This window comes from Helicobacter valdiviensis (genome assembly GCF_003245365.1).
Taxonomy (GTDB): Bacteria; Campylobacterota; Campylobacteria; order Campylobacterales; family Helicobacteraceae; genus Helicobacter_D; species Helicobacter_D valdiviensis.
Window position 1 is genome coordinate 31,693 of sequence record NZ_NBIU01000008.1, and the last position, 23,348, is coordinate 55,040.

General features: G+C 32.0%; 26 protein-coding genes and 1 pseudogene. 17 read left to right on the forward strand and 10 right to left on the reverse strand.

Annotated elements, in window-relative coordinates; genetic code table 11:
- Nucleotides 1–2 precede the first annotated feature (2 nt).
- On the forward strand, nt 3–785 hold the full coding sequence (locus B6S12_RS04165) for a DNA-processing protein DprA (RefSeq protein WP_111229554.1): 783 nt from the start codon (nt 3–5) through the stop codon (nt 783–785).
- On the forward strand, nt 776–1,180 hold the full coding sequence (gene ruvX, locus B6S12_RS04170) for a Holliday junction resolvase RuvX (protein WP_111229555.1): 405 nt from the start codon (nt 776–778) through the stop codon (nt 1,178–1,180). The genes B6S12_RS04165 and ruvX overlap by 10 nt, the downstream gene beginning before the upstream one ends.
- On the opposite strand, the gene B6S12_RS04175 is transcribed toward ruvX, so the two are convergent.
- A complete protein-coding gene (locus B6S12_RS04175; RefSeq protein WP_111229556.1) occupies nt 1,163–2,557 on the reverse strand; it encodes a chemotaxis protein CheX in 1,395 nt (464 codons plus the stop codon). The genes ruvX and B6S12_RS04175 overlap by 18 nt on opposite strands.
- A 17-nt stretch (nt 2,558–2,574) precedes the next feature.
- A complete protein-coding gene (locus B6S12_RS04180) occupies nt 2,575–3,498 on the reverse strand; it encodes an OmpA family protein (protein WP_111229557.1) in 924 nt (307 codons plus the stop codon).
- A gap of 205 nt (nt 3,499–3,703) precedes the next feature.
- On the opposite strand from B6S12_RS04180, the gene dba reads away from it, so the two are divergent.
- On the forward strand, nt 3,704–3,871 hold the full coding sequence (dba, locus tag B6S12_RS04185) for a disulfide bond formation protein Dba (protein ID WP_111229558.1): 168 nt from the start codon (nt 3,704–3,706) through the stop codon (nt 3,869–3,871).
- An 18-nt stretch (nt 3,872–3,889) separates the two neighbouring features.
- On the forward strand, nt 3,890–5,407 hold the full coding sequence (gene dsbI, locus B6S12_RS04190) for a disulfide bond formation protein DsbI (RefSeq protein ID WP_111229559.1): 1,518 nt from the start codon (nt 3,890–3,892) through the stop codon (nt 5,405–5,407).
- A gap of 22 nt (nt 5,408–5,429) precedes the next feature.
- Here the strand turns inward: dsbI and B6S12_RS04195 are convergent, their stop codons facing one another.
- Entirely contained in the window at nt 5,430–5,963 is a 534-nt protein-coding gene (locus tag B6S12_RS04195) for a hypothetical protein (RefSeq protein WP_111229560.1), read from the reverse strand.
- A 91-nt stretch (nt 5,964–6,054) separates the two neighbouring features.
- Here B6S12_RS04195 and B6S12_RS11795 point away from each other — a divergent pair, with 91 nt between their 5' ends.
- From B6S12_RS11795 to B6S12_RS04245, 12 genes and pseudogenes are all read left to right on the forward strand, one after another.
- Nucleotides 6,055–6,531 (forward strand): hypothetical protein, encoded by a 477-nt coding sequence (locus B6S12_RS11795; RefSeq protein ID WP_425454654.1) that lies wholly within the window; start codon nt 6,055–6,057, stop codon nt 6,529–6,531.
- A gap of 1 nt (nt 6,532) precedes the next feature.
- Complete coding sequence (gene hsdR / locus B6S12_RS04200; protein WP_425454655.1) at nt 6,533–8,368, forward strand: EcoAI/FtnUII family type I restriction enzme subunit R; 1,836 nt, start codon at nt 6,533–6,535, stop codon at nt 8,366–8,368.
- A gap of 83 nt (nt 8,369–8,451) precedes the next feature.
- Nucleotides 8,452–9,755: pseudogene (locus B6S12_RS11800) on the forward strand (AAA family ATPase).
- On the forward strand, nt 9,745–10,368 hold the full coding sequence (locus B6S12_RS04210) for an RloB family protein (protein ID WP_111229561.1): 624 nt from the start codon (nt 9,745–9,747) through the stop codon (nt 10,366–10,368). Before B6S12_RS11800 ends, B6S12_RS04210 begins: the two are co-directional and overlap by 11 nt.
- Before the next feature lie 4 nt (nt 10,369–10,372).
- The gene (locus B6S12_RS11050; RefSeq protein WP_181450949.1) at nt 10,373–10,540 is read left to right on the forward strand and encodes a hypothetical protein; all 168 of its coding nucleotides are present in this window, start codon (nt 10,373–10,375) and stop codon (nt 10,538–10,540) included.
- Nucleotides 10,541–10,612: 72 nt separating this feature from the next.
- On the forward strand, nt 10,613–11,113 hold the full coding sequence (locus B6S12_RS04215) for a Panacea domain-containing protein (protein ID WP_111229562.1): 501 nt from the start codon (nt 10,613–10,615) through the stop codon (nt 11,111–11,113).
- Nucleotides 11,094–11,549, forward strand: a complete 456-nt coding sequence (locus B6S12_RS04220) for a hypothetical protein (RefSeq protein ID WP_146239342.1) — start codon at nt 11,094–11,096, stop codon at nt 11,547–11,549. Before B6S12_RS04215 ends, B6S12_RS04220 begins: the two co-directional genes overlap by 20 nt.
- 1 nt (nt 11,550) lies before the next feature.
- Nucleotides 11,551–13,107 carry a restriction endonuclease subunit S gene (locus B6S12_RS04225; RefSeq protein WP_245892520.1) on the forward strand — a complete coding sequence of 519 codons (1,557 nt, stop codon included), beginning with the start codon at nt 11,551–11,553 and terminating at the stop codon, nt 13,105–13,107.
- 119 nt (nt 13,108–13,226) lie between these two features.
- Entirely contained in the window at nt 13,227–14,297 is a 1,071-nt protein-coding gene (locus B6S12_RS04230) for a Fic family protein (protein ID WP_111229565.1), read from the forward strand.
- On the forward strand, nt 14,298–15,788 hold the full coding sequence (locus B6S12_RS04235; RefSeq protein WP_111229566.1) for a type I restriction-modification system subunit M: 1,491 nt from the start codon (nt 14,298–14,300) through the stop codon (nt 15,786–15,788). It abuts the gene before it with no gap.
- A gap of 11 nt (nt 15,789–15,799) precedes the next feature.
- Entirely contained in the window at nt 15,800–16,018 is a 219-nt protein-coding gene (locus B6S12_RS04240) for a hypothetical protein (protein WP_111229567.1), read from the forward strand.
- A gap of 19 nt (nt 16,019–16,037) precedes the next feature.
- Entirely contained in the window at nt 16,038–16,676 is a 639-nt protein-coding gene (locus B6S12_RS04245; protein WP_111229568.1) for a DUF2726 domain-containing protein, read from the forward strand.
- Here B6S12_RS04245 and B6S12_RS04250 read toward each other — a convergent pair.
- From B6S12_RS04250 to B6S12_RS04270, 5 genes are all read right to left on the reverse strand, one after another.
- Nucleotides 16,668–17,312: a hypothetical protein gene (locus B6S12_RS04250; RefSeq protein ID WP_111229569.1), complete on the reverse strand. Its 645-nt coding sequence runs from the start codon at nt 17,310–17,312 to the stop codon at nt 16,668–16,670. The genes B6S12_RS04245 and B6S12_RS04250 overlap by 9 nt on opposite strands.
- Nucleotides 17,313–17,483: 171 nt before the next feature.
- Nucleotides 17,484–17,675, reverse strand: coding sequence for a CatA-like O-acetyltransferase (locus B6S12_RS11805; RefSeq protein WP_425454656.1), 192 nt, complete (start codon nt 17,673–17,675; stop codon nt 17,484–17,486).
- Between the two features lie 1,060 nt (nt 17,676–18,735).
- Nucleotides 18,736–19,542: an amino acid ABC transporter ATP-binding protein gene (locus tag B6S12_RS04260; protein ID WP_111229571.1), complete on the reverse strand. Its 807-nt coding sequence runs from the start codon at nt 19,540–19,542 to the stop codon at nt 18,736–18,738.
- Nucleotides 19,529–20,230 (reverse strand): amino acid ABC transporter permease, encoded by a 702-nt coding sequence (locus B6S12_RS04265; protein WP_245892521.1) that lies wholly within the window; start codon nt 20,228–20,230, stop codon nt 19,529–19,531. Before B6S12_RS04265 ends, B6S12_RS04260 begins: the two co-directional genes overlap by 14 nt.
- Nucleotides 20,231–20,239: 9 nt before the next feature.
- Complete coding sequence (locus B6S12_RS04270; RefSeq protein ID WP_111229573.1) at nt 20,240–21,019, reverse strand: ABC transporter substrate-binding protein; 780 nt, start codon at nt 21,017–21,019, stop codon at nt 20,240–20,242.
- Nucleotides 21,020–21,231: 212 nt separating this feature from the next.
- On the opposite strand from B6S12_RS04270, the gene B6S12_RS04275 reads away from it, so the two are divergent.
- Nucleotides 21,232–21,516: a DUF362 domain-containing protein gene (locus tag B6S12_RS04275; protein ID WP_111229574.1), complete on the forward strand. Its 285-nt coding sequence runs from the start codon at nt 21,232–21,234 to the stop codon at nt 21,514–21,516.
- A gap of 4 nt (nt 21,517–21,520) precedes the next feature.
- Here the strand turns inward: B6S12_RS04275 and crcB are convergent, their stop codons facing one another.
- A complete protein-coding gene (gene crcB / locus B6S12_RS04280) occupies nt 21,521–21,904 on the reverse strand; it encodes a fluoride efflux transporter CrcB (RefSeq protein WP_111229575.1) in 384 nt (127 codons plus the stop codon).
- Nucleotide 21,905: 1 nt separating this feature from the next.
- A complete protein-coding gene (gene glnA, locus B6S12_RS04285; protein ID WP_111229576.1) occupies nt 21,906–23,342 on the reverse strand; it encodes a type I glutamate--ammonia ligase in 1,437 nt (478 codons plus the stop codon).
- Nucleotides 23,343–23,348: the final 6 nt, after the last annotated feature.

Consider the following 23,348-nt stretch of genomic DNA (forward strand, 5'->3'; position numbering starts at 1 on the left):
ATTTGCAAAAATGTGAAAAGATTCCACAAGAGCTAGAAGAACTAGCATTAAAAAATCTTTATTATAAAGGTAATTTAGAGCTTTTAAAAAAAAGAAAAATTACAATTTTAGGCACGAGAAAACCTAGTGTTTATGCACAGAGTTTTACTCAAGAGATAGCCTCTAAGCTTTCTAGTTTGGGAGTGGTAGTGGTGAGCGGAGGGGCTTTGGGGATTGATATTATCGCACATAATAGTGCCTATCCAAATACCATCATGGTTTCTCCATCCTCTTTAGATATTATTTACCCAAAATACAATCAAAAAAGTATTCAAAAAATTTATGAAAATGCCCTAGCTTTTAGTCAATTTGATCCACCTTATAAACCTAGAGAATATTCCTTTTTAGAACGCAATAAATTGGTGGTTAGCTTTGGGGAATGTGTGATTATTCCAGAGGCAGATTTGAAAAGTGGATCTAGTAGTAGTGCAGCTTATGCGTTAAAATTGGGTAAGAAGATTTTTGTTCCTCCTCATAGGATTGGAGAAAGTAAGGAAACTAATAGGCTTTTGCAAAATGGGGAAGCGGAAGCTATTTATGATATTGATTTGTTTTTGGCAAAATATTTTGGAGAAGAAAAGAAAGCTTTAGATACTTTAAAAGAAGAAGATGAGATTTTAGAGTTTTGCAAGATAAATCCACTTTTTGAAGAGGCCTTGAAGCAATATGGAGAGATTTTATATGAATATGAGCTAGAGGGGAAAATAGAGCGTAAAAATGGTAGGATTTATGTGATATGGAAATAAATAAACAAAATATTGTTGCTATTGATGTTGGGTTAAAAAGAATTGGACTTGCTAAGAGTGCTTTGGGGATTGTTTTGCCTTTAAAGCCCATTATTAGACATAATCGTAATCAAGCAGCCTGTGAGGTTAGAGAATGTATTTTAAAAGAGGGTGCGAGAATTCTTGTATGTGGGGTTCCAAAAGACAATGAAGAGATGTGTAGAAGAATTTATCATTTTGTAAAGCTTTTAGAGCTTGATGAGGATATAAAAGTGGTTTATGTAGATGAGTCTTTTAGTTCTCATGAAGCACTTTCTAAAATGGCTGGTAGTAAAAAAGAGAGAAAGAAAGATGGGAGTTTAGATAGCCTAGCAGCAAGTGTAATTTTAGAGAGATTTTTAATGAGCCAAAAATAAAATTAAAGGTTTATTGTTTAAAAGAAGATTGATTTGCACCCCTTGCTTACCTTCTAGCATTTTTACAATCATATCTTCATTTTTACAAGCTTTAGGCAAGGAAATAGAAATAGAAATATGATGCTCGGCTAGTATGGCTTTAGAGCGTCCTGCGATGATATTGGTAAATTCAGAAATTACATCTAGCAATTCTTCATCGCTTTGGCATTCTTCCCCAAGTAGCATCATAGAAGCTTCTTTGACAAGTGATTTTGCAAAGGAGAGGGCGACAACACCTGTAATATCTCCTTCAAAGCTAATCATAGCACCCATAATATCTTGTTCGTTGGTTTTTACATAAGGGGTTACCTTATAATCTGTTTTTTTGGCTTCACCTCCTGTTAAAGAAGAGAGGGTTTCAATAGAAGCATTAATAAAAATAGGTAGTTGTGCTACAAGATGTTTAGTAAGTCCTTTGCGATTTTTTTCTTTTTGTTGGTAGCTTTTTGCAAGTTCTAAGAATTTAGTATCTTTAATACATTCTTCAATGCTATCAAAAAATACGATATGGCTACGGTAGCATAAGCAAAGTTTATCTTTGTCAATATTGCTCTTAAGTCCGCAAATTGCAATATAAGCGTCAAATCTAGCATTATTAAGTGCTAAGGACATGATGAAATCTAAAACAGCAAGGTTAAATTCCTTTGTATCACTTGCATTAAAAATAAAAGCTCTATAGCCTTCGCGTAATCTTGAATTGTGGGCTTGAGTGTTAAAAGAAAATGAAATGCTTTTATCTACTTTTTTCCCAAGTGTATAAACAACAACACCATTTGAAATATTAACGGGAATAAAATTTCCTGTTACATCAAAATAAATATCATAAAGATAAAGTGCTTTTTCTAAATATTCTCTTTTTTTCTCCATAAAGTCTTGTGGAGTATGTGTGCAGATAACATTAGCACCCTTAGCATCTAGCTCTTGAGAAATAAGAGTTTGCATAATTTGATCTGTATCATAATAAATGATGGTTTGATTAAAAGCAGGGAGTTTAACTCCTAGCAAGATATTTGCCATAGTTTCTGTCCTAAAAAGTGGCAAACTTTTATTTGGAAAAAGCACTTTTAGCTTTTGGAATTGTTTATCATCATAACCGATAAACGCAACCATAACGCCTACTTTGTTTTGCATAGCAAGGAGGGCTTTGGCTATTAAAATAACAGCCCCTTCATCAAATTTTTCAATATTTTCAAAAGAAAAATACACAGCTTTTAAAGATAGGCTTCTAATGGTTGCACTATTAGAGATTAAAATTTCACAAACATCCTTTGCTTGTTTCATTTCTAAATCAACTTGTGGTGCATAAATTGCCACATCTTGTTTGATGATTGGACGCATTGTCCCTCCTCCTAAAATTAATTAGCGTTATAAACTTCTGCTTCTACTCTTCTATTTTTTGCTCTTCCTTCTTTGGTAGCGTTTGTAGCGACAGGCTTGCTATCTCCATAACCTTTAGCATCAAGTCTTTTTGCATCTATGCCATGCTCAATAATTCTATTTTTAACCGCAGTTGCTCTTCTTTCAGAAAGTTTTTGATTGTAGCCTTTTGCACCTGTGCTATCGGTGTGTCCGCTAATAGTTGCAGTTTGGTTTGGATTATTTTTTAAATATTCTGCAAAATCTTTGATTTCTGCATCATATTGTGGATTGATTGCAGTGGAATCAAAAGGGAATTGCACAGAAAAAGTATGGATATGTGAAAGTGTAGGAGCAGGTGCTACTTCAGGTTTGCTAGGTGCTATGCTAACTTGCGGTTCTTCTTTTTGGAATTTTCCAAATGGAATACTAAAGCCTAGCATTGCAACTACATCACTTCTTCCATCAAAGCTTATTAAATGTCTTAATTCTGTTTTTAAATGAAGATTTTCAAATGCTTCCCATCTAAGACCTACACCATATTGACCAAAAATAGCACTATCTACGCTATATAAACTATCACTAATATGCTCATAACCAAAACCACCCAAGATGTATGGAGATACTTTATTCCATACTTCAAATTCTTTAACTACATTCATATAAAAACGATTCACATCTGTATCATAATGAGCGTGGCTATAATCTACATTATCTAATCTTTCATAACCTACTTCTACTAAAACTCCTGGGGTTACACGATTAGCAAACTTTAGTCCATAAGTCAAATCTGCATTATTTTTAAATTTATCATTGCTAATATGAAAATTTCCACCAACTTGGGGTGTAACTTCAAATAAATTATCTGCTGCAAATAGGGAACCACATAAAACTAATGATAGAGAAAGCGCCTTCTTTAACATCTTCTACTCCTTAACTATTTTTTGAATTTAAAAAGGTTTATTAAGTTGCTAGAATTTCTTATAGAAGATAAAGCTACTTTTCCTTTTTATAATAGAATTATACCTTAATATTTTGAAATTGTTTTTTTATGGCAAAAATTTTATAGATAATTTTGTTTTAATTTAATATAATTAATGTTTTATTTCAAACTAAAGGAGAAAAGGAATGGAGTTTTTAGAGCTTTTATTAGTATTAATTGCATTAATATTAATTATTAAAAAACCCGAAAAAGAGAAATTGGCTTTTGGCTTAGTAATGGTAGCTTGGTTTATTATGGTGTTTTATTATATTGGGCATAAATCTAGTGCATTTTTAACAATGATTAATCTATAATGAGGAGAGTTTATAGCTATGAATGAGATTAATAAGACGAAAAATTTTTACACATTGATGTGTTTAGCAGGTTTTTTAATTATTTTATTGCCTGTTGGAATTGCAAACTTTGTATTTGGTTATATGCTAGGAGATAGCCCTTGCACACTTTGTTGGGGACAAAGAGAGGCAATGATTTTTATTGGTGTTATGGCACTTTTTATCGTTCGCTATGGGATGAAAGGTAAATATCTTGCAGCATTGCTTATTATGACAGCAATCGGTCTTTATCAGTCTTTTGCACATTTTGGAAATCACGCACATAGGGACTTAGATCAAGGATTTGGTTTAGCAGTATTTGGTATCCATACTTATTTTTGGGCGGAAGTTGTTTTTTGGGCTGTTGTTTTGATTTTGGGTGTGATTTTTGCTTTTGCTCCTAGATTTAAAGCATTTGATGAAGAAATAGGTGAAGAAAAATATAGAAAATTCACAAAATTTAGCTTTGCTGCAGTATTAATTAGCACTATTGTGGTGGCTTCAAATGTGTTCCAAGCTTTTGTAAGCACAGGTGTTCCTCCATTTGTAGGGCAAAGCGATCCAGTTAGATTTAGTTTAAATCCAAAATATATCATTTGGAGCACAGATAATTGGAAAGGAACTTGGCAAAGTTTTTCATTCTTAGGTAAGCGTGATGTAAAAGCTCCTGATTATGCTTTTGCTCCTAATGCTGAAAAATTAGGCATTACTTTTGATAATGATAGCAATAATGCTCCTTTTGCAAAAATTGATGAAAGCTTAGAGATTGACACACAAAGCAAAGTAGATTTTGCTAAACCTATCAATACAATGGACTATATTAGAGGAGAATATGTAGTAAGCTCTAAATGGGATGTGGCATTTTTAGATGATAATTTCGCACAAAAAGAAAGCTTTGTATTAGATCCTTATTTTTCAGCGACTATTGATCCTATTGTAGGTATTACTCCTTATCAAGAAGATAAATTTATTCTTATGGGTTCTAATAAATCTTTCTTAAGATTTAAGAAAAATCCTAACGCAGATGAAGTGCTACAATATGCAGATTTTATAAGCGGAGCAGATAAGTTTGAAGGACAAGGCGAGGGCTTAGGTCGTGGAAGAATTGATACTGTAAGAGCAAAATTTAACCATGTAGCTAGCAGTGCTAGTGATGGCAAATACCTCTATCTAGCAACCGTTCCAAACAATAAAGATAAGAAAACTTTTGTAATTTCTAAAATTTCTTTAAAAGATAGAGTGCTTTCAGGTGAATTTATCCCAAGTGCAAATTTAAAAGAGGGCAAAACTTTAGGAGATTTATATATTACTTCTATGGCTTATAGAGATGGGAAGCTTTATGCACTAAGCAAAAACCATAATGTAATTGTGGTAATGGATCCTATAAAAGAAGAAGTGATTAAAAGCGTTGCATATCCAAGTGAAATTACAAATGCAAGAAGCCTTTTCTTTAAAGATGGAAAAATCAACATTCTTTCTTATCAAGATGGAGAAAATAAACTCTTTATCTTAAAATAATGCCACCTTTTTTGGTGGTGTTTCACTTTAATATTTTAAAAAACTTAATATACAAGAATCCACAAAAATAAAAAATTAAAAATCCTAAAAAGATTCCAAAAAATAAAGGTATCCCACTGCTTACATAAAAGCTTGCTATTGCACCGCTTAAAAGAGATAAAAAGCTAATGATGGTTAGTAAAATTGCTACTATTTTTCCGCCTTTGCAAAATAATATAAGATTTAAAATAGATGAGATAAATACCATTCCTAAAAAGAGCAAACCACAAAAAATTGCTAAAAATAGTGTATAGGATAAAAAGATTTCAAATGCTTCTAGTAAATTTGTCTGTATAGAAGTAAAAATTGCATAACCTGCATTTAAAAAAGCTCCTAAAATAAATAAAGAAATAAAAGCTTTTTTGGAGAAAATTAAAATTTTTTGTGAGATAGGGTGTGTTTGGTGTGTGCTTTTATTTGTGCTTAAACGATTATAAATTTTATAACCTCCATAAATGAGTGCTAGCCAAATAATAATATTTAAAAAGATAATGATGCTTAATGCCAACTCTCCCATTTATACTCCTTTTAAACAAGCCTATGCAATTATATAGACAAAAATATAAAAATTTATTATAATGAAAATTTTTGGGAGTTAGTAGGGACAAATGCAATTTACAGAAGCAGATACAAGAGCAAAATTTATTGATACAAAGCTAAAAAATTCTAATTGGAGTGGGGATTGTATAAAGAGAGAGCATTGTTTTACAGATGGTAGAAAGCTGCTTGGTGGCAAAAGAGGGGTGAAAAAAATTGCAGATTATCTGCTTAGCTTTCAAAATAATAATTTAGCTATTATTGAAGCTAAAAGTCTTTATAAAGATTCTCTCTCTGGGCTATCTCAAGCCATAGAATATGCCAAAATCTTAAATATCCGCTTTGTCTATGCGACAAATGGTGATAAGATTTTTGAATATGATATGCTACATTCAAGGGGTGAATATGTAGAAGAATTCCCAAGCCCACAGATTTTATTTGCTAGGACTTTTGGAAATCTTTTAGAGTGGCAACATAAGCTCCTAACCCAAAAAGAGCTCTATATCCCACAAAAAGTTACGCTACTATCAAAAAATCGCAGTAGATAAGGTGATACAAGCCCTAATTAATAATAAAAACAGAATCTTGCTTACTCTAGCTACTGGCACAGGTAAGACTACCATAGCCTTTGCACTCTGCTATCGCCTCCTTGAAGCTAGGTGGAATTTAGAGAATGTTAATAGAAAACCAAAGATTTTATTTCTTTGCGATCGTATCACTTTGTGTAATCAAGCTCTAAGTGAGTTTAACCCAATAGAGGATGATTGCAAGGAGATTAGTGCAGAGGAGCTAAAGAAAAATGGAGGCAGAGTGCCTACAAGTGGTGATGTGTTTTTTGGAATCTATCAGAGCCTAAGTAGTGCATTTAGTAACAAAATTGAAGCAGATACAAAAGAGCAGGAAGAAAGTAAGTTTTATTTGCAATATCCTAAGGATTTTTTTGATTTGATTATTATTGATGAGTGCCACAGAGGCGGGGCAAATGATGAGGGTAGCTGGAGGGCTGTGCTAGAGTATTTTAAGGGTGCGGTGCATTTGGGGCTTACTGCCACGCCAAAGAGAAGTGATAATGTAGATACTTACAAATATTTTGGCAATGCAGTGTATGAATATAGTCTAAAAAGTGGCATAGAAGATGGCTTTTTAACTCCTTATAAAGTCAAGCGTATCACCACAACTTTGCATGATGGCTATACTTATAATCCTGATGATTTAGTGCAAGGAGAGCTAGAAAAGGGTCATTATGAGCTAGGTGAGTTTGAGCGCACTATCACACTTCCAAAATACAATGAATTTATCGCTAAAAAGATTCTAGAGCTTATTAATCCTATGGATAAAACAATTATCTTTTGTGCTAATCAAGCCCATGCAAGTGCGATAAAAGTGGCTATTGATAAGTTTAAGAAGACAAATAGAGATGATTATTGTGTGAGGGTTACAAGTGATGAGGGGGTTATAGGACTAAATTATCTAAAAGCCTTTCAAGATAATGATAAAAGCTATCCTGTAATTCTTACAAGCTCCAAAATGCTAACAACTGGCGTAGATGCTAGAAATGTGCGAAATATCGTGCTTTTAGCAAATATAGGCTCGATGATAGAGTTTAAGCAGATTATAGGACGGGGCACAAGGATTTATGAAGGTAAGGACTTTTTTACAATCTTAGATTTCTTTGGGGTTACAAAGCTCTTTTATGATCCAAAATGGGATGGGGAAAGCAATATTATAAGCGGAGATGATGAGGGAGATTCTAAACCTACAACAGAGAGCAAGAAAGGCGGTGGAAAAAGTGGCGACACTCCTCCAAAAGAAAAGGTAACAATCCACCTAAAAGGCACAAAGCTAAAAGTGCTAGATATACAGACGCGCTACATAGGAGGAGATGGCAAACCACTAGGCACAAAAGAGTTTTTAGAATTTCTAATCGGTAAGCTTGGTAGCTTCTATGATGATGAAAAGAAACTAAAAGAGATGTGGAGTAATGCAGAGAATAGAGATGCTTTCTTACAAAGCCTTGCACATGAAGGTATAGATAGTGAAGTGCTAGAGAATCTAAAAGAGATTTTTGAAAGACAAGATTGTGATATTTATGATATTTTGGCTCATATTAGCTTTAATAGCGAGATAGTCTCACGCAGTGAGCGGGTGCTAAGTGTGAAAAATAGTGGCTTTTTGGCAAAATTCCACAAAGAAAGGGCGATAAAGCTTATAGAATTTTTGCTTGGATATTATGAAGAGCATGGGATTAATGATTTTAACAATCTTAGCATATTGCTAGAACTTAGCTCACTTGGCAAGGCACATGAGATAGCAGAGGACTTTGGTGGAATCCCTATGTTAAGAAGTAGTATAGAGGAATTGCAGAGGGAGATATATGGGGTGTGAAGTATTTTTAAGTATAAATTTGAGATTTTTTGTTAGAATATCCATTTAAAATATATCAATAACACACTTTTAGAGGTAAAAATATGTTAGTAGAATTTAGAGTGGAAAATTTTTTATCCATTCAAGATGAGCAAGTTTTAAGCATGGTTGCAAGTAACGATAAGACCTTTTTAGATTCTCATACAAATAATGATAAAAAACTAACCTTACTAAAAAGCAGTGTGATTTATGGTGCAAACGCCTCTGGAAAGTCAAACATTATCAAGGCTCTAGCAATCATGAGACAAATTGTTGTATTAAGTGCTGGGTGGCAAAGAGGAAGAAAATTACCTGTGACACCTTTTTTATTAGGAAATGAAGATAATAAACCTACAAAATTTGAAATTATTTTTATACAGAATGGTATAAAGTATCAATATGGCTTTACTCTAAATACAGAAAAAATCTTAGAAGAATGGCTTTTCACTTTTGATGAGAATGATACTGAGCAAAATTGGTTTGAAAGAATTTATAATAAAAAAGAAGAAAAATATAATTATTCTTTTGGGGAACGATTTTTAGCTGATGAAATTTATAAAAACTTATGGAAAGATAGTACTAGAGATAATGCTTTATTTTTATCTGTGGCTATTCAGTTGAATAGTGAGCATTTGAAGCCTGTGTTTGATTTTTTTCTAAATAATCTTAGGGTAACTTGTGGTGATATAAATGGGGTGATGGAAAAGGAGTGACAATCGATATTTTAAAACAGGATAAGCAAAAAATCATAGATTATATAAAAATTGCTGATTTAGATATTGAAGATATTAATCTTGAAGAACAAGAATTAGATGCGGATAAACTCAGACTTCCAATGTTGCCAAAAGAAATCAGACAGGCAATACAAGCCGACCTAGACAAAGGTGTGAAGCTGACACAAACAAACATATACACTATTCATACAAATCAGCAGGGCAAGCTAGTAACTTTTGATATGGAAACTTCAGAATCGCAAGGAACAAAAAAGTTTTTCAACCTAATTGGACCTTGGATAGACGCTTTAAAAAATGGATATACTGTCGTAGTTGATGAGTTGCATACACATATGCACCCTCTAATGACAAAATTTTTAGTAAATCTTTTTCATAACAAAGATTTAAACAACAATAATGCACAACTCATTTTTGCTACTCATGAAACTTCAATACTTAATCAAAACATTTTCAGAAGAGATCAAATTTGGTTTTGTGAGAAGCAAAATAAAGCTACTAAGCTTTATCCTTTGAGTGATTTTGAAGAGAAAGAAGATAAAACAAATTTAGAAAATGATTATCTTTTAGGGCGTTTTGGTGCTTTGCCTTATTTTAAAGAAATATTATCATCTATGGGACATGATAATGGGCACTGATGATTTACATAAAAAAAGAAATACAAGCTTAAGAAATAGACAACCAACACGGCAAACAAATGAAGTTATACTCATCGTGTGTGAGGGTGAAAAAACAGAAAAAAAATATTTAAATCAATTAAAGGATTTCTTTAGATTAAGCAATGTAAGTATAAATATCGTCTCAAGTAAAAATTCAGACCCTTCGCAAATAGTAGAGTTTGCCGAAGAAAAAAATAAAGATTGTTCTTATGATAAAGTTTATTGTGTATTTGACAAAGATACACATTCAAATTTTAATGAAGCAAGGGAAAAATGTGAACAATGTAATTTTGAAGTAATTATCTCAAATCCTTGTTTTGAATTTTGGATACTTTTGCATTTTACATACACCACAAAAATATTTGGCACAAATAGTCCTTGCAATGAATTAATCAATGTATGTTTAAAAAAATATATGAAAAATTATACCAAAAATTATAATTTTACAGACACTATAAGGAAAAATCTTGACACAGCTATCGAGAATGCCCAAAAAGCAAATAAAGAAGCTGAAAACAATAATTACACAAGCTCATATACTTTTATGGATAAGCTTGCAAATAAATTCTTAGAGTTAAAAAACGCAAAATAACATAATGACAAATTTGCCGCAGGGGTGGAAAATTACAAATTTCAATAATATTAACTCCCTGTTAGAGTTTAGCTCACTTGGCAAGGCACATGAGATAGCAGAGGACTTTGGTGGAATCCCTATGTTAAGAAGTAGTATAGAGGAATTACAGAGATATATGAGAGGTAAATAAAAAATTAATAATTAGTTTGCTAAGATTCAAGCTATTACAGAGAATAACATAATGTGAGACAAGGGAAATATTATGAAAGCGATAGATGTAGCAAAATATCTCATTGCTATAAATGAACAAAAAAATAGTGATGATGAAAGCAATAGCTTATCAAAATTAAAACTACAAAAGTTGTTGTATTATTCACAAGGATACTATTCGGCTCTTTACAATAAACCACTATTTGATGAAGAAATTAGGGCTTGGGAACATGGACCAGTAGTGAAAGAAGTTTATGATCATTTTAAAAACCTTAATGGCAATACTATACCTGCCAGTAAAGAAAATATTCTTAATAAACAGGAATTAAAGAATATATCTCCAGAGCAAAAAGAAACTATTAATGAGGTTTATGAGCTAATGGGTCAATATTCTGCTTGGAAACTCAGAGAAAAAACACATAATGAGTCGCCTTGGCTTGAAACCTATGATGAAAAAAATAAAATGAATGATGAAAAAAATATTATATCCAAAGAGAAAATAAAAAAATATTTCAAAAACTATATAAAAGATGATGATGAAGAAGAAAATTAAAAATACCGATTCAAGTCTTACTAATCCCAAAAAAATTGTAGAAACAGATAGTGATTTTATATTAGTTTCTTTTCAAAAGAATGTCGATTGCAATACATATGGATTATGCTTAACTTGTAAACATGATAAATATAGTGAATTAAATCAAAAGCATTATAATACTGAATTGCTAAAGCTTTTTGATTATCTATGTAAAAAAACTTGGCAAGAAGTTAATAATTTAAGACGCGATATGAATTATGGACTTGAGATTCTCAAAGTTGAAAACATACGCAATCTAAAACAACACATATCTACAACCTTTAATGTATTAAATCAAAAAACAATGTATATTTTTCGTTTTAAAGAATATAGAGCTTGTGGGTATAGAAAAAATAGCACCTTTTATCTTGTATGTGTTGATTATGACTATAGTCTATATGATCATGAAAAATAAAATGACAAATTTACCGCAGGGTTGGGAAGTTAAAAAGCTTGGCGATATTGTTCAATTAAGAAATGGTTTTGCATTTAAAAGTAATTTATTTTGTGATATGGGAATTCCCATTATAAGAATTAAAAACATACAAAATGAAAGTATTGTTTTAAATGATTTGGTTTTTTGTAATCCAAGTAATTATAAAAATAATTTAGATGATTATTTGATACAAAAAAACGATATATTAATAGCTATGAGTGGAGCTACTACTGGTAAAATAGGATTATATAGCTTAAATGAGAAAGCTTATTTAAATCAAAGAGTTGGTTTATTAAGAATCAATAATGATATTTTAAGAAAGTATATTTTTTGGTTTTTATATTGTAATAGTGAGCAAAATCTTGCAAGGGCTTTTGGTGCTGCACAGCCAAACTTAAGCACAGAGCAAATACATAATATGCAAATCCCACTGCCGCCACTAAAAGAGCAGAGAAGAATTGTAAAGATTCTAGATTCTGCATTTGCTAGTATTGATAAAAGCATAGAGCTAGTAAAAGCAAATCTTTTATACTTAGAGGAGCTTTCACAAAGTGTGCTAGATAAGGCATTTAATCCTTTGAAATATACCGCTCCTTATTCTAAAGATTCTATTTCTCATTGTCATTCTGAGGCGATAGCCAAAGTATCTAAAATTAATCAATCACACGATGCGCAACCGCTTAAATCTCGCCCGCTTCGTGGTGCGAAAAAAGAGAAAAAAGGTGGCAGTAGTGCCACCGCTCTTTTGAAGCTAGAAGCGGATACAGCGAGGCTCTCCCCCCAAAATGCAAAAAAGCAAAGTGCTTTTCTGCAATCGGGGGTTCTAAGGGGGAGTATCCCCCTTACTCTAGAGCGGGGTGAGGAAAAGATTTTTTGCGATAAAAAAGACAATAATATACAAGAGAATAAAATACCCTTTGAAATCCCACAAAATTGGGAATGGAAAAGCTTAGGTGAGATTGCAAGTGTAATTCAAAGCGGTTTTGCTATTAATAAAAGCAATGAAATGCCAAACGGATATATACATTTAAGAACACACAATATAGCAACGGATGGCAGTTTGAATTTTGATACTTTAGTGAAGGTTAAAAAAGAACTTATCAAAGAGCAACAATCATTTATTGAAGAAGGTGATATTTTATTTAATAATACTAACAGCACAGAATTAGTTGGTAAAACAGCACTGGTTACACAAAATTACAATTATGCTTTTAGCAATCATATAACAAAAATTAAGTTATTTAATCAATATAACTCAAAGCTAGTTGTGTTTTATTTTGTTTTATTGTTGAAAAATAAATATTTTGAAAGAATATGCCATAAATGGATTGGACAGAGCGGGATAAATACAGATAAATTAAAACAAATTCAAATCCCACTCCCAAAGGATATAAAAGAACAAGAGCAAATCGCAAATTATTTAGATTCTATCTTTGCTAAGATAAAAAAGCTAAAAGAGCTTTATAGCACTCAACTAAAAGACTATGAAGAGCTTAAAAAATCCTTGCTAGAAGAGGCTTTTAGTGGAAAGTTATAATGTTAAAAAATCTACCAAAATTCAACATAAAAGCTGGATATGTTAAAAATTTTTGATTTTTTTAACATATTCTTTTATAATGTTAAAAAATTTTAGAAATTTTAACATATGGAAAAATTATGAAAGAATTTATACCGCCAAAACTCCCGCTAAATATAGAGTTAAATACGCATATTTATAATCTCATCATTAAAGCTACAAGAAAATTAGCAGAGCTAAATGGACTAAGCAAAATTATCCCAAATCCAAATATTTTAATCAATGCTTTAATCTTGCAAGAAGCAAAAGATTCAAGTGAGATAGAAAACATCATCACAACACATGATGAACTCTTTTTATCCCAAATTGATGAAAGCAAACTCACAAGAGCAGCAAAAGAAGTAAAAGATTATAGCAATGCTTTAAAAAAGGGTTATGAGCTTTTAAAAAGGGAAAAATTATTGCGTAATTCTCATATTTTAGAAATCCAAAAAACACTAGAGGGGAATAATGCAGGTTTTAGAAAGCAAAGTGGGACAATGCTTAAAAACCCTATCACAGGAGAAATCAAGCATATACCCCCACAAAATCCAAGGGATATACAAGAGCTTATGAGTAATCTAGAGCAATATATTAATGATGATAGTTTAGATGAGCTTGATGTTTTGGTGAAAATGGCAATTATCCATTATCAATTTGAAAGCATTCATCCATTTTATGATGGAAATGGCAGAACAGGCAGGATTATCAACATACTTTATTTAGTATATAAAGAACTTTTGGACGCACCTATTTTGTATTTAAGTGCTTATATTGTAAAAAACAAAGAAGAATATTATAGGCTTTTGCAAAAAGTGCGTGATGAGGGAGCGATTATAGAATGGATAGAATACATATTAAAGGGTATAGAGCAGACAGCTATAAAAACGATTGAAACTATTACTATAATAGAAAAAATGATGTTTGATGTGGGTGAAATATTGCAAAATAAAACGAATTTTTATAGCAAAGATTTTGTGGAAATTTTATTTACTCACCCTTATACTAAGATAGATTTTTTAACACAAATATTGGGTGTTTCTAGGCAAAGTGCTTCAAAATACCTCAAAACTTGCGAAAATTTAAAGATATTAGAATGTATTAAAATAGGCAGAAATCATTATTATGTAAATAGAGAACTTTTAAGACTTTTTAGGAAAGGAATTTTTTAAATGCAAAGCAAAATTGATAAAATCACAGACATACTAAGACGCGATGATGGTATAAGCGGTGCTATGCACTATAGTGAGCAGATTAGCTGGATATTGTTTTTAAAATTTTTAAGTGATTATGAAAGCGAGCTTGAGGCTATCTCTATGCTTGAGGCTAAGCCTTATAAAAGTATTTTGGATTCTAAGTTTAGCTGGAAAGTATGGGCAGCACCTAAGAGAGATGGCAAACTAGATGTGAAAAATGCACTAAGTGGCAGTGATCTGCTTAGCTTTGTGAACAACGAGCTTTTTCCCTATCTAAAAAGCTTTAAGAATAATGAGGACTTTAAAAGCATAGAGTATAAAATTGGCGGGATTTTTGAGTTTATTGATAATAGAGTGGCAAACGGACACACGCTAAGGGAAGTAATAAACCTCGTAGATGAGCTAAGCTTTAATAAAGAAAGTGATGTGTTTGCGCTAGGTGATGTGTATGAAAAGTTGCTTAAAGATATGGGGAGCGATGGGGGAAATAGTGGGGAGTTTTACACGCCAAGAGCATTGATTAAAGCTATGGTAGAAGTGATAGATCCTAAAGTAAAAGAGAGAATCTATGATCCTGCATGTGGGAGTTGTGGCTTTTTGGTGGAGAGCTTTTTGCATATTTTATACGAAGATAGGGATACAAAGAAAAAAGCAAATTTAAGTGCAAGCGAGCTAGAGTTTTTGCAAAAAGATGCACTCTTTGGAAAAGAAAAGACGCCACTAAGCTATGCTATGGGCGTTATGAATATGATTTTGCATGAGATAAAATCCCCAAATATCATAAAGACAAATACGCTAAGTAAGAAAATCACAGATATAACAGAAAGTGAAAAATATGAAGTAATCCTTGCAAATCCGCCCTTTGGAGGTAAGGAAAAAGAGCAGATTCAAAATAATTTTTTAGTGGCTTCAAATGCCACGGAGCTTCTATTTTTACAACATATTTTAAAATCACTAAAGAATAATGGTAGATGTGCGATTATTGTGCCTGAAGGCGTGCTGTTTCAAAATTCCAATGCTTTTGTGAGTGTGAAGCAAGATTTAGTAGAGAATTATAATTTAGAATGCGTGCTAAGTCTGCCTAGTGGAGTGTTTTTGCCCTATAGTGCGGTAAAGACTAATGTGCTATTTTTCTCCAAAGGGCTTAGGTGTATTTGTGATGGGGAGGATTCTAGCGTGTATTATTATGAACTTATCCCACCTTATAAACTCACCAAAAATAAGCCTTTAGAATATACGCATTTTAAGGAATTTTTAGAATGCTATAAGGAGAGAAAAATCACTCCTTGCTCTTATCTAGTGAGCCTTGAAAGCTTAAGAGCTAGAAACTATGATCTAAGTGCTAAAAATCCCAATGTAAAGGAAGAGAAAACTTTGCGTGAAGTGGGCGAGATTCTAAAATCACTAAGAGATAATCAAAAAGAAGCCGATAAGATTTTAAGCGCATTAGAAAAAGAAATTTTATAAATGGAGAGAATATGGAAATTGCTATTGTTGTATGTATAGGTGCATTTTTTGTGTATAAAATGGTGCGTTTTGCAAAAAAGATGAAAGAGGAAAAAGAAAGGCATAAAGCACAAAAACACTTAGCAGAGCAAGAAGCACAAGCACAAGCTAAAAGGCAAATGCAAGAAAAAATTTTGCGTGAGCGACTAGAGCATACAAAAAAGATGATGCAAGAAAAGAAAAAGCTATAAAAGTTTCAAAGGCTTAAAAATGGAAAAAGAAATTGTGGGAATCGTTATTTTATGTGTGTGTTGTTTTGTGGTTTATAAGGTGGCACGCCTTTTAGAAAGACACTCATATGAACAAAAAAGGCAAAGGAGCAGGGAATATTGGGAGCAAAAAGAACAAAAAGAGCAACAGCAACGAGCAAAGCCAGAATATAAGTTTAGTGAGCGATTAGAGTATATAAGTAGTGACACAATAAAACCAAAAAAATTAATGAATAAAGATGAGTATATTATTTATTATGAGCTATGCAATGTATTTAAAGAGGAATATATGGTTAGTCCTCAAGTTTCTTATAAGGCATTTTTAAGTGCAAAAAGTGAGGCTTGGAAAGGTTTTGGGGATTTTTATTGTGATTTTCTCATTACACACAAAAAAGGTTTGGCAAGGGGAAAGCCTGTATGTGTGATAGAATATCATGGAGGTGGGCATTATGGATTTAGTAATGAGACAAAGCAAAGAGTGCAGTATAATGATGATTTAAAGCAAATTTTATTTGGCAAGATTACTTCTATGGTATTGTTTGTCATTAAGGAAGAAGATATAAAAAGCAAGAATTTTGAGAGGATTGATGAGGGCAAACTAAAAGCTTGCATTGCAAATATCCAAAAAATGTTAATATAAAATTTTGTTTAGCTTCTCATTAAAGCTAGAGATTTCTAGCATTTCTTTAATGCTTGCATGGTGGTTTGGTTTGCTAAGCATTAGATTATTATCAGCAAAATTACATGCATTCCAAGAATGTCCGATGAGTGCCATAATATTTTGCCTACAAAGATAATGGGTTTTGTTTGTAATGTAGATATTTTCCCATAGTTTTATGGAATTTGGTCTAAGATTTGGGGTTTTATAGCCAACAGGATCAAGTGTAATAAGAAGTTCTAAAGCGTTGTTATTTAAAGCTTGTTTATCATTTAGAGCTTTTAGGGCGTGGTAGAAATTGTTAGCTCCCCATGAATGAGAAATTACAAATATAGGTAGATTTAAAGTAGTTAGTTGTGGTAGCCATGAGGTAAAAAGCTCTAAAGAATTAAAACTTGCATAGAGTTTAATGCAGTCTGGATTATTGAATTCTAAAAAGCTATCAAAAACGGCTCGCATAATCGTATCGCAAAATCCTCCTACAAAAATTACAATGGCTTTTGGGGTAACATTTGTTTGTAAATCAAGCTTGGGAATGCGTATGCCATAAGGTTTAAAGCTACAAGGAGGTTTTGGCAAAAGGGGGCTTGGATAGATGAGTGTAGGCGGGTAAATCATAATAATTTCCAAAGGTAAAATTAAAATCTAATTATAGAGTGTTATGGATTAAAAATAAAATAAAAATTTATATAAGAAGAATTTTTAAATATAGAATATTGCAATATTGTTTTAGCGGTGCAGAACTTGATGATTTTAAAGAGTATCAAATAAGATAGTAGTAAAAAGAATTTATAGGATTTTGTGGGTATAAAAAGATTTTTTAAAGATTGGCTTTAGAGTTTTTAAAGTATTGATGTTTTCTTGCAAAGATTTTATAAATTTTGCTATATGATAGCCATTGCAAATAGCATGATTAATATTAATGTCTAACAAAAATTTATCTTGTATTTTAAATAGAGTAAAGATTGGCACACAAACCACTTCTATTGATTTGTAAAATAAAATCCTTAAAACCAATAGATGATACAAAATACATTTAGCATATTTATTGCTTTTGGGCGATAGTTTAGATTCTCTTCAAACTCCATCTTATCTTTTTGTATATTTTCATTAAATTTATAAAATTTTATGATACTCACTCCAAAGAGAACTAAAAATTTTGCTACTTTTATGAAAAAACGTATAACTTGTGTAATACTAGCCTTTATAATCTAATCTAAATTTTAGCTTACTATTTACACTCTTAGGAATGGTATAAAGAATAAGATTTAAAAGCTATATCCCTTTTGATTTTAAATTGATAGATTTTGCATTTCAAGTTCTATACTTAGATAAAATATGCAAGGATTTTTATTGAAAGATCTAAAATGTTCTTTTCTTTTATAAGTTTTAAATCAATAGGGATAAAATTGCAATTTTTCATTAATTGAGCTTTTATAGTATGATAAATTACAATACAACAAGATAGCAAAAAATCAAGATAAATTTGGCAATAATTTATACAATATAAGGCTGATATATCTTACACAAAAGCCTATAATCTAAATCTTTCATAAGTGTAAATTAAAGTATCTATTTTCTAAAAGTGTTAAAAATATTCTTAATTTTGTTAGGGTGATAGCTAAAGAATCTCTCTTAGTCATTGCAAATCCCTTTAGCTTGGAGCAGTCCATAATTAACACAAACCACTTTTATATAATAAAATTTACTTCAAGGAGAGTGGGAATCCTAGCCTTGATAAACAAGGCTGTCCCAATCTTCCCAATAAATTTTATTGTATGAAGTTTAACATTAAAGCCTTTTAATGTAAATTATTTGATATTGTGGGTAATTTAACGCACCATTGTAATGGCAAACGCAATCCAGCCCAACGCGTCAGAACCGAGCGTAGCGGAGTGTGGCAATCCAAAAGAGTAACCAAATACCATAAAAAGTAAAACTGCATATGTATAAAGTGGGATTTATTTCTAAATATTAAAGCAGATAAAATGGTAGCAAATCTAGAAATTTTGCAAAATATTTTAATAAAGAATTTGCAAAATTAATGCCTAATATGACTTAAAAAGTATTTTAATCTCTCACTTTTTGGATTTTCAAAAAAAGCTTTAGGTTCTTCATCTTCTAGGATATTTCCACCCTCCATAAAAAGCACTCTAGTAGCTACTTCTTTAGCAAATCCCATTTCATGCGTTACGCAAATCATACTCATTCCCTCCATTGCTAAGCTTTTCATTAGCTCTAAAACTCCCCCCACCATTTCAGGATCTAATGCACTTGTGGGCTCATCATATAGCATAACTTCAGGCTTCATTGCTAAAGCCCTTGCAATGGCAATTCTTTGTTTTTGTCCGCCACTTAGGCGTGAGGGGTATTCGTTTTTTTTATCATAAAGTCCTATTTTATCTAAAAGTGCTTCAGCGATTTCTAGGGCTTCTTTGGGAGTAGCTTTTTTAAGTTTGATAGGAGCTAGGGTGATGTTTTCTAAAACATTTAGATTGTTAAAAAGATTGAAATGTTGGAATACCATTCCCATTCTACTTCTAGCTTCATTAATATCTATAAGATCTCTTTTATCTAGTTTTTGGATTTCTTTTTTTAAGGCACTACCATTTAAGCCTTGAAGGCTTGGGTAGAGTTCTAAGCTTAGATTTGAAATGCGTTTGCCATCTAGCCAAATTTCTCCACCATCAGGCTTTTCTAGGAGGTTAAGACATCTTAGAAATGTGCTTTTTCCACTGCCACTAGGTCCTATGATGACAACTTTTTCTCCCTTTTTAAATTCCGCATTAATAGAGTTTAAAACGACTTTTCCATTAAATTTTTTAACTAGATTTTTAATGTTTATCACTTTTACGCAGTTTCCCTTCTAAAATTTTTACAAAATAACTAGCTATAAGCACAAGAATTAAATAGCAAAGTGCTAAGAAGAAATAGGGCACCATATATTCATAACTAGCACTTCCTATAGTTCTAAACGCATAGGTTAAATCATGCACGGTTACATAGTTTGCAACTGAAGTTTCTTTTAAAAGTGTGATAAATTCATTGCCTAAGTTTGGAAGCGCGTTTTTAAGTGCTTGTGGAAACACAACAAAACGCATACTTTGCTTAGAATTTAGCCCTAAAGCTCTTGCTGCTTCATTTTGTCCATTATCTACACTTAAGATCCCGCTTCTCATAATCTCGCTAACATACGCACCGCTATTAAGCCCAAAAATACAAACCGCTACAATTAAGGCACTTGAACCTGCAAGTCCTAAAAGTGGTAAAATCACAAAATATAAAAATAAAAGTTGCACCACAATGGGGGTGCCTCTAAAAAAGCCTACATAAAGTTTGCAGATAAAAACCAAGGCTTTTTCAAATGTATTTTTTTCTTCTTTAGCATTTAAAATTGCTACTAAAGTTCCAATCACAACTCCTATAAGCAATCCTAAAATTGCTAAAAGAAGTGTAACTAATATGCCCTCTAAGACTAGATTATAACCGCCTTTGGTAATGAGTTGGTTATAAAAAATCTCTAACTTTTCTCCCAAAATCTTTTCCTAAAAATACTTTTTAATAATTGTATCTAGTGTGCCATCTTGCTTCATAGAATCTAGAGCTTTATTGATATCTTCTAAAAGAGCAGTATTGTTTTTATTTACACCTATTCCATATTTTTCTTCAGTGAGAAAAGCTTCTAAAACTTGTGTTCCTGCATTTGCTTTGGATAAAATATTAGCAGGTGCTTCATCTAAGATTACAATTTCTACTTGATTATTCATTAAAGCACTTACAGCCAAAGATCCATTTACAAAGTTTTTGACTTCTGCATTTTTAAATCCTATAAAGCCCCAATCTTTATCGCCGTTTGCATAAAAAGAACCTGTTGTCCCAGTTGCAACGCCTATTTTAATGCCTTTTTGCGCATCAATTGCTTCAAAAAGTGCTTTAGCATCTTTTCCTACTGCTTTTAGTTTTTCATTATCTTCTTTAATAATTACTACTTGAGCAGCATTATAATAAGAGTTAGAAAAATTAATCACTTTAGATCTATTTTCATTAATGGTTAGTCCGCTTGCTCCAAAGTCTGCATTTCCACTGCTTATAGCACTAACTACAGAATCAAATTCCATATCTTTAATTTCAAGAGTTTTTCCAAGTCTTTTAGCGATTTCTTGAGCAATCTCAATATCTATCCCCTTAAAAGCCTCTCCTTCTTTGTATTCAAAAGGTGGAAACTCTGCTGCTGTTGCCATTGTAAGTTTGTTGTCATTATTACAAGCACTTAATCCAAATATAGCAAGAAATGCCAAAAAGCAAGATGCGATGATTTTATACATAGTTTTCCTTTTATTAATAAAAATTGTGAAAAAATTTTTTAATTATATGAAAATTCTACTTAAAGGATTGTGTAAAAAATGAATTATTTTCTTTTTGGCTAAGAATTTTGTAGAAAAAGCGATAAAGTTTTTGCAAAAATTTTATTTTAAAGCTTTGTTTTACTAACCTTTCTATATACTTAAGAGTTATTTCAAAATTTTAAGGAGAAACTATGTCTGTTAAAATTACTGATATTTGTATTGCATGTGGTGCTTGCATTGATGAATGTCCTGTAGAGGCGATTGTTGATGATGATGATAGCCCAAACAACGATGGTGCATATTTTGTATATAATGATAAATGTGTAGAATGTGTAGGACATAATGATGCTCCAGCCTGTGCGGATGCTTGTCCAACAGAGGGCTGTATTGTATGGGATGCTGTTGTAGATGGTCAAGCCTTTAGAGATGATATTGGTGAAGACAAAAGAAGCTCACATACTCCAGTAGTAGAATAGTTTTCTATTCTACTAATCTAGCTATAAAACTTCCCAAAAATACTGCAGATAATCCTAAAATATTTGTCAAAAGAACATAAAGAATTGCAAATGTAGCTTTTTGATTAAGAATTAAAATAAAAAATTCCATTCCAAAAGAAGAAAAAGTAGTAAAACCTCCTAAAACTCCTATAACTAAAAATAGCTTTAAATTTTCTCCATCTTTAAGATAAAAAAACAAAAAACCCATACATAAGCAACCTAAGATATTAATAAGCATTGTGGGTGTGAATAATATATGTAGAGGATTGAATTTAATAAGAAAAGAGTGTAATAAAAGGGCACTTATAAGGAAGCGCAAACTTGCACCGATTGCACCCCCTAATGCTACTAAAAGGATTTTATCCATTTTAGCAACTATAAGTTGTTAAAAACTCAAATGGATGTGGGCGTGCTTCCCAAGGCCAAATTTCTGTTTCAAATTTATAAGCTTTATATGTTTGGATAAATTCTTCTGAAAATACATTCCCTTCTTTTAAATAAGTTCTATCAAGAAGCATTTCTTCTACTGCGTGACGCAAAGTATGTGGAAGTTGTTTTATACCTTTTTCCCTTATTTCATCTAAGTGTAACTCAAAAAGATTCATTTCCATAGGCTCACCTGGATTTGTTTTGTTTTTAATCCCATCAAGTCCTGCCATAAGTAGTGCTGAGAATGCTAGATAAGGATTTGCTGAACTATCTGGAAATCTAAATTCCATTCTTTTTGCTTTTTCGCCACTGTTGTATGGGATTCTGATACTTGCACTTCTATTTTGTGCAGAATATGTAAGAATGCTTGGTGCTTCAAAACCTGGAATTAGTCTTTTATAAGAGTTTGTAGAAGCGTTTGTAAAAGCGGCTAATCCTCTAGCGTGTTTTAATACACCGCCTAAGAAATGTAAAGATAGCTCACTCATTCCTTCATAAGAATCACCTGCAAAAAGATTTTTGCCCTCTTTCCAAATGCTAATATGTGTATGCATTCCGCTTCCATTATCATTATAGAGGGGTTTTGGCATAAAGGTAGCAGTTTTGCCATTTAGGTGAGCTACCATTTTTACTACATATTTTAGTTTTTGGACATTATCAGCAGCTTCAAGCATATCGCCAAATTTAATACCAATTTCGCCTTGACCTTGTGCTACTTCATGATGGACTACAAAAGTTTCTAATCCAACTTGGTTTAGCACTTTTACCATTTCTGCTCTAATATCAACCATGCTATCAACGGGTGCTACTGGGAAATATCCACCCTTAAGCCCTGGTCTATGTCCAAGATTGACTCCCTCATACTCTTTTGTCCTATTCCATTCGCCTTCTTCTGTGTCAATCTCATAATATTGACAGTTTACAGAATCTTTCATTTTAATAGAATCAAAAACAAAAAACTCATTCTCAGGACCAAAATAAGCTACATCTCCAATCCCAGTGTCTTTTAGATGTTGCATAGCCTTTTTAACTATGCTTCTAGGGCATTTTTCATAAGGTTCATTTTTATAAATATCCCAAACATCACAGAATACTACCATTGTAGTATCTGCTGTGAAGGGATCTATGAAATATCTTACTGGATCTGGGATTAAAATCATATCAGATTTATTTACTGGTTGCCATGCGTGAATGGAACTTCCATCAAAAGGAATCCCTTCAAAACTACTTTCATCTATACTGCTTGCACTAAAGGAGAGATGATGCCAAACCCCTTTAATATCTGTAAATCTAAAGTCTATAAATTCTACTTCATTTGCCTTGCATTCTTCAAAAAACTTTGCTACTGCTTGTTTGTTAATTGCTGGTCGCTCCATTTGCAT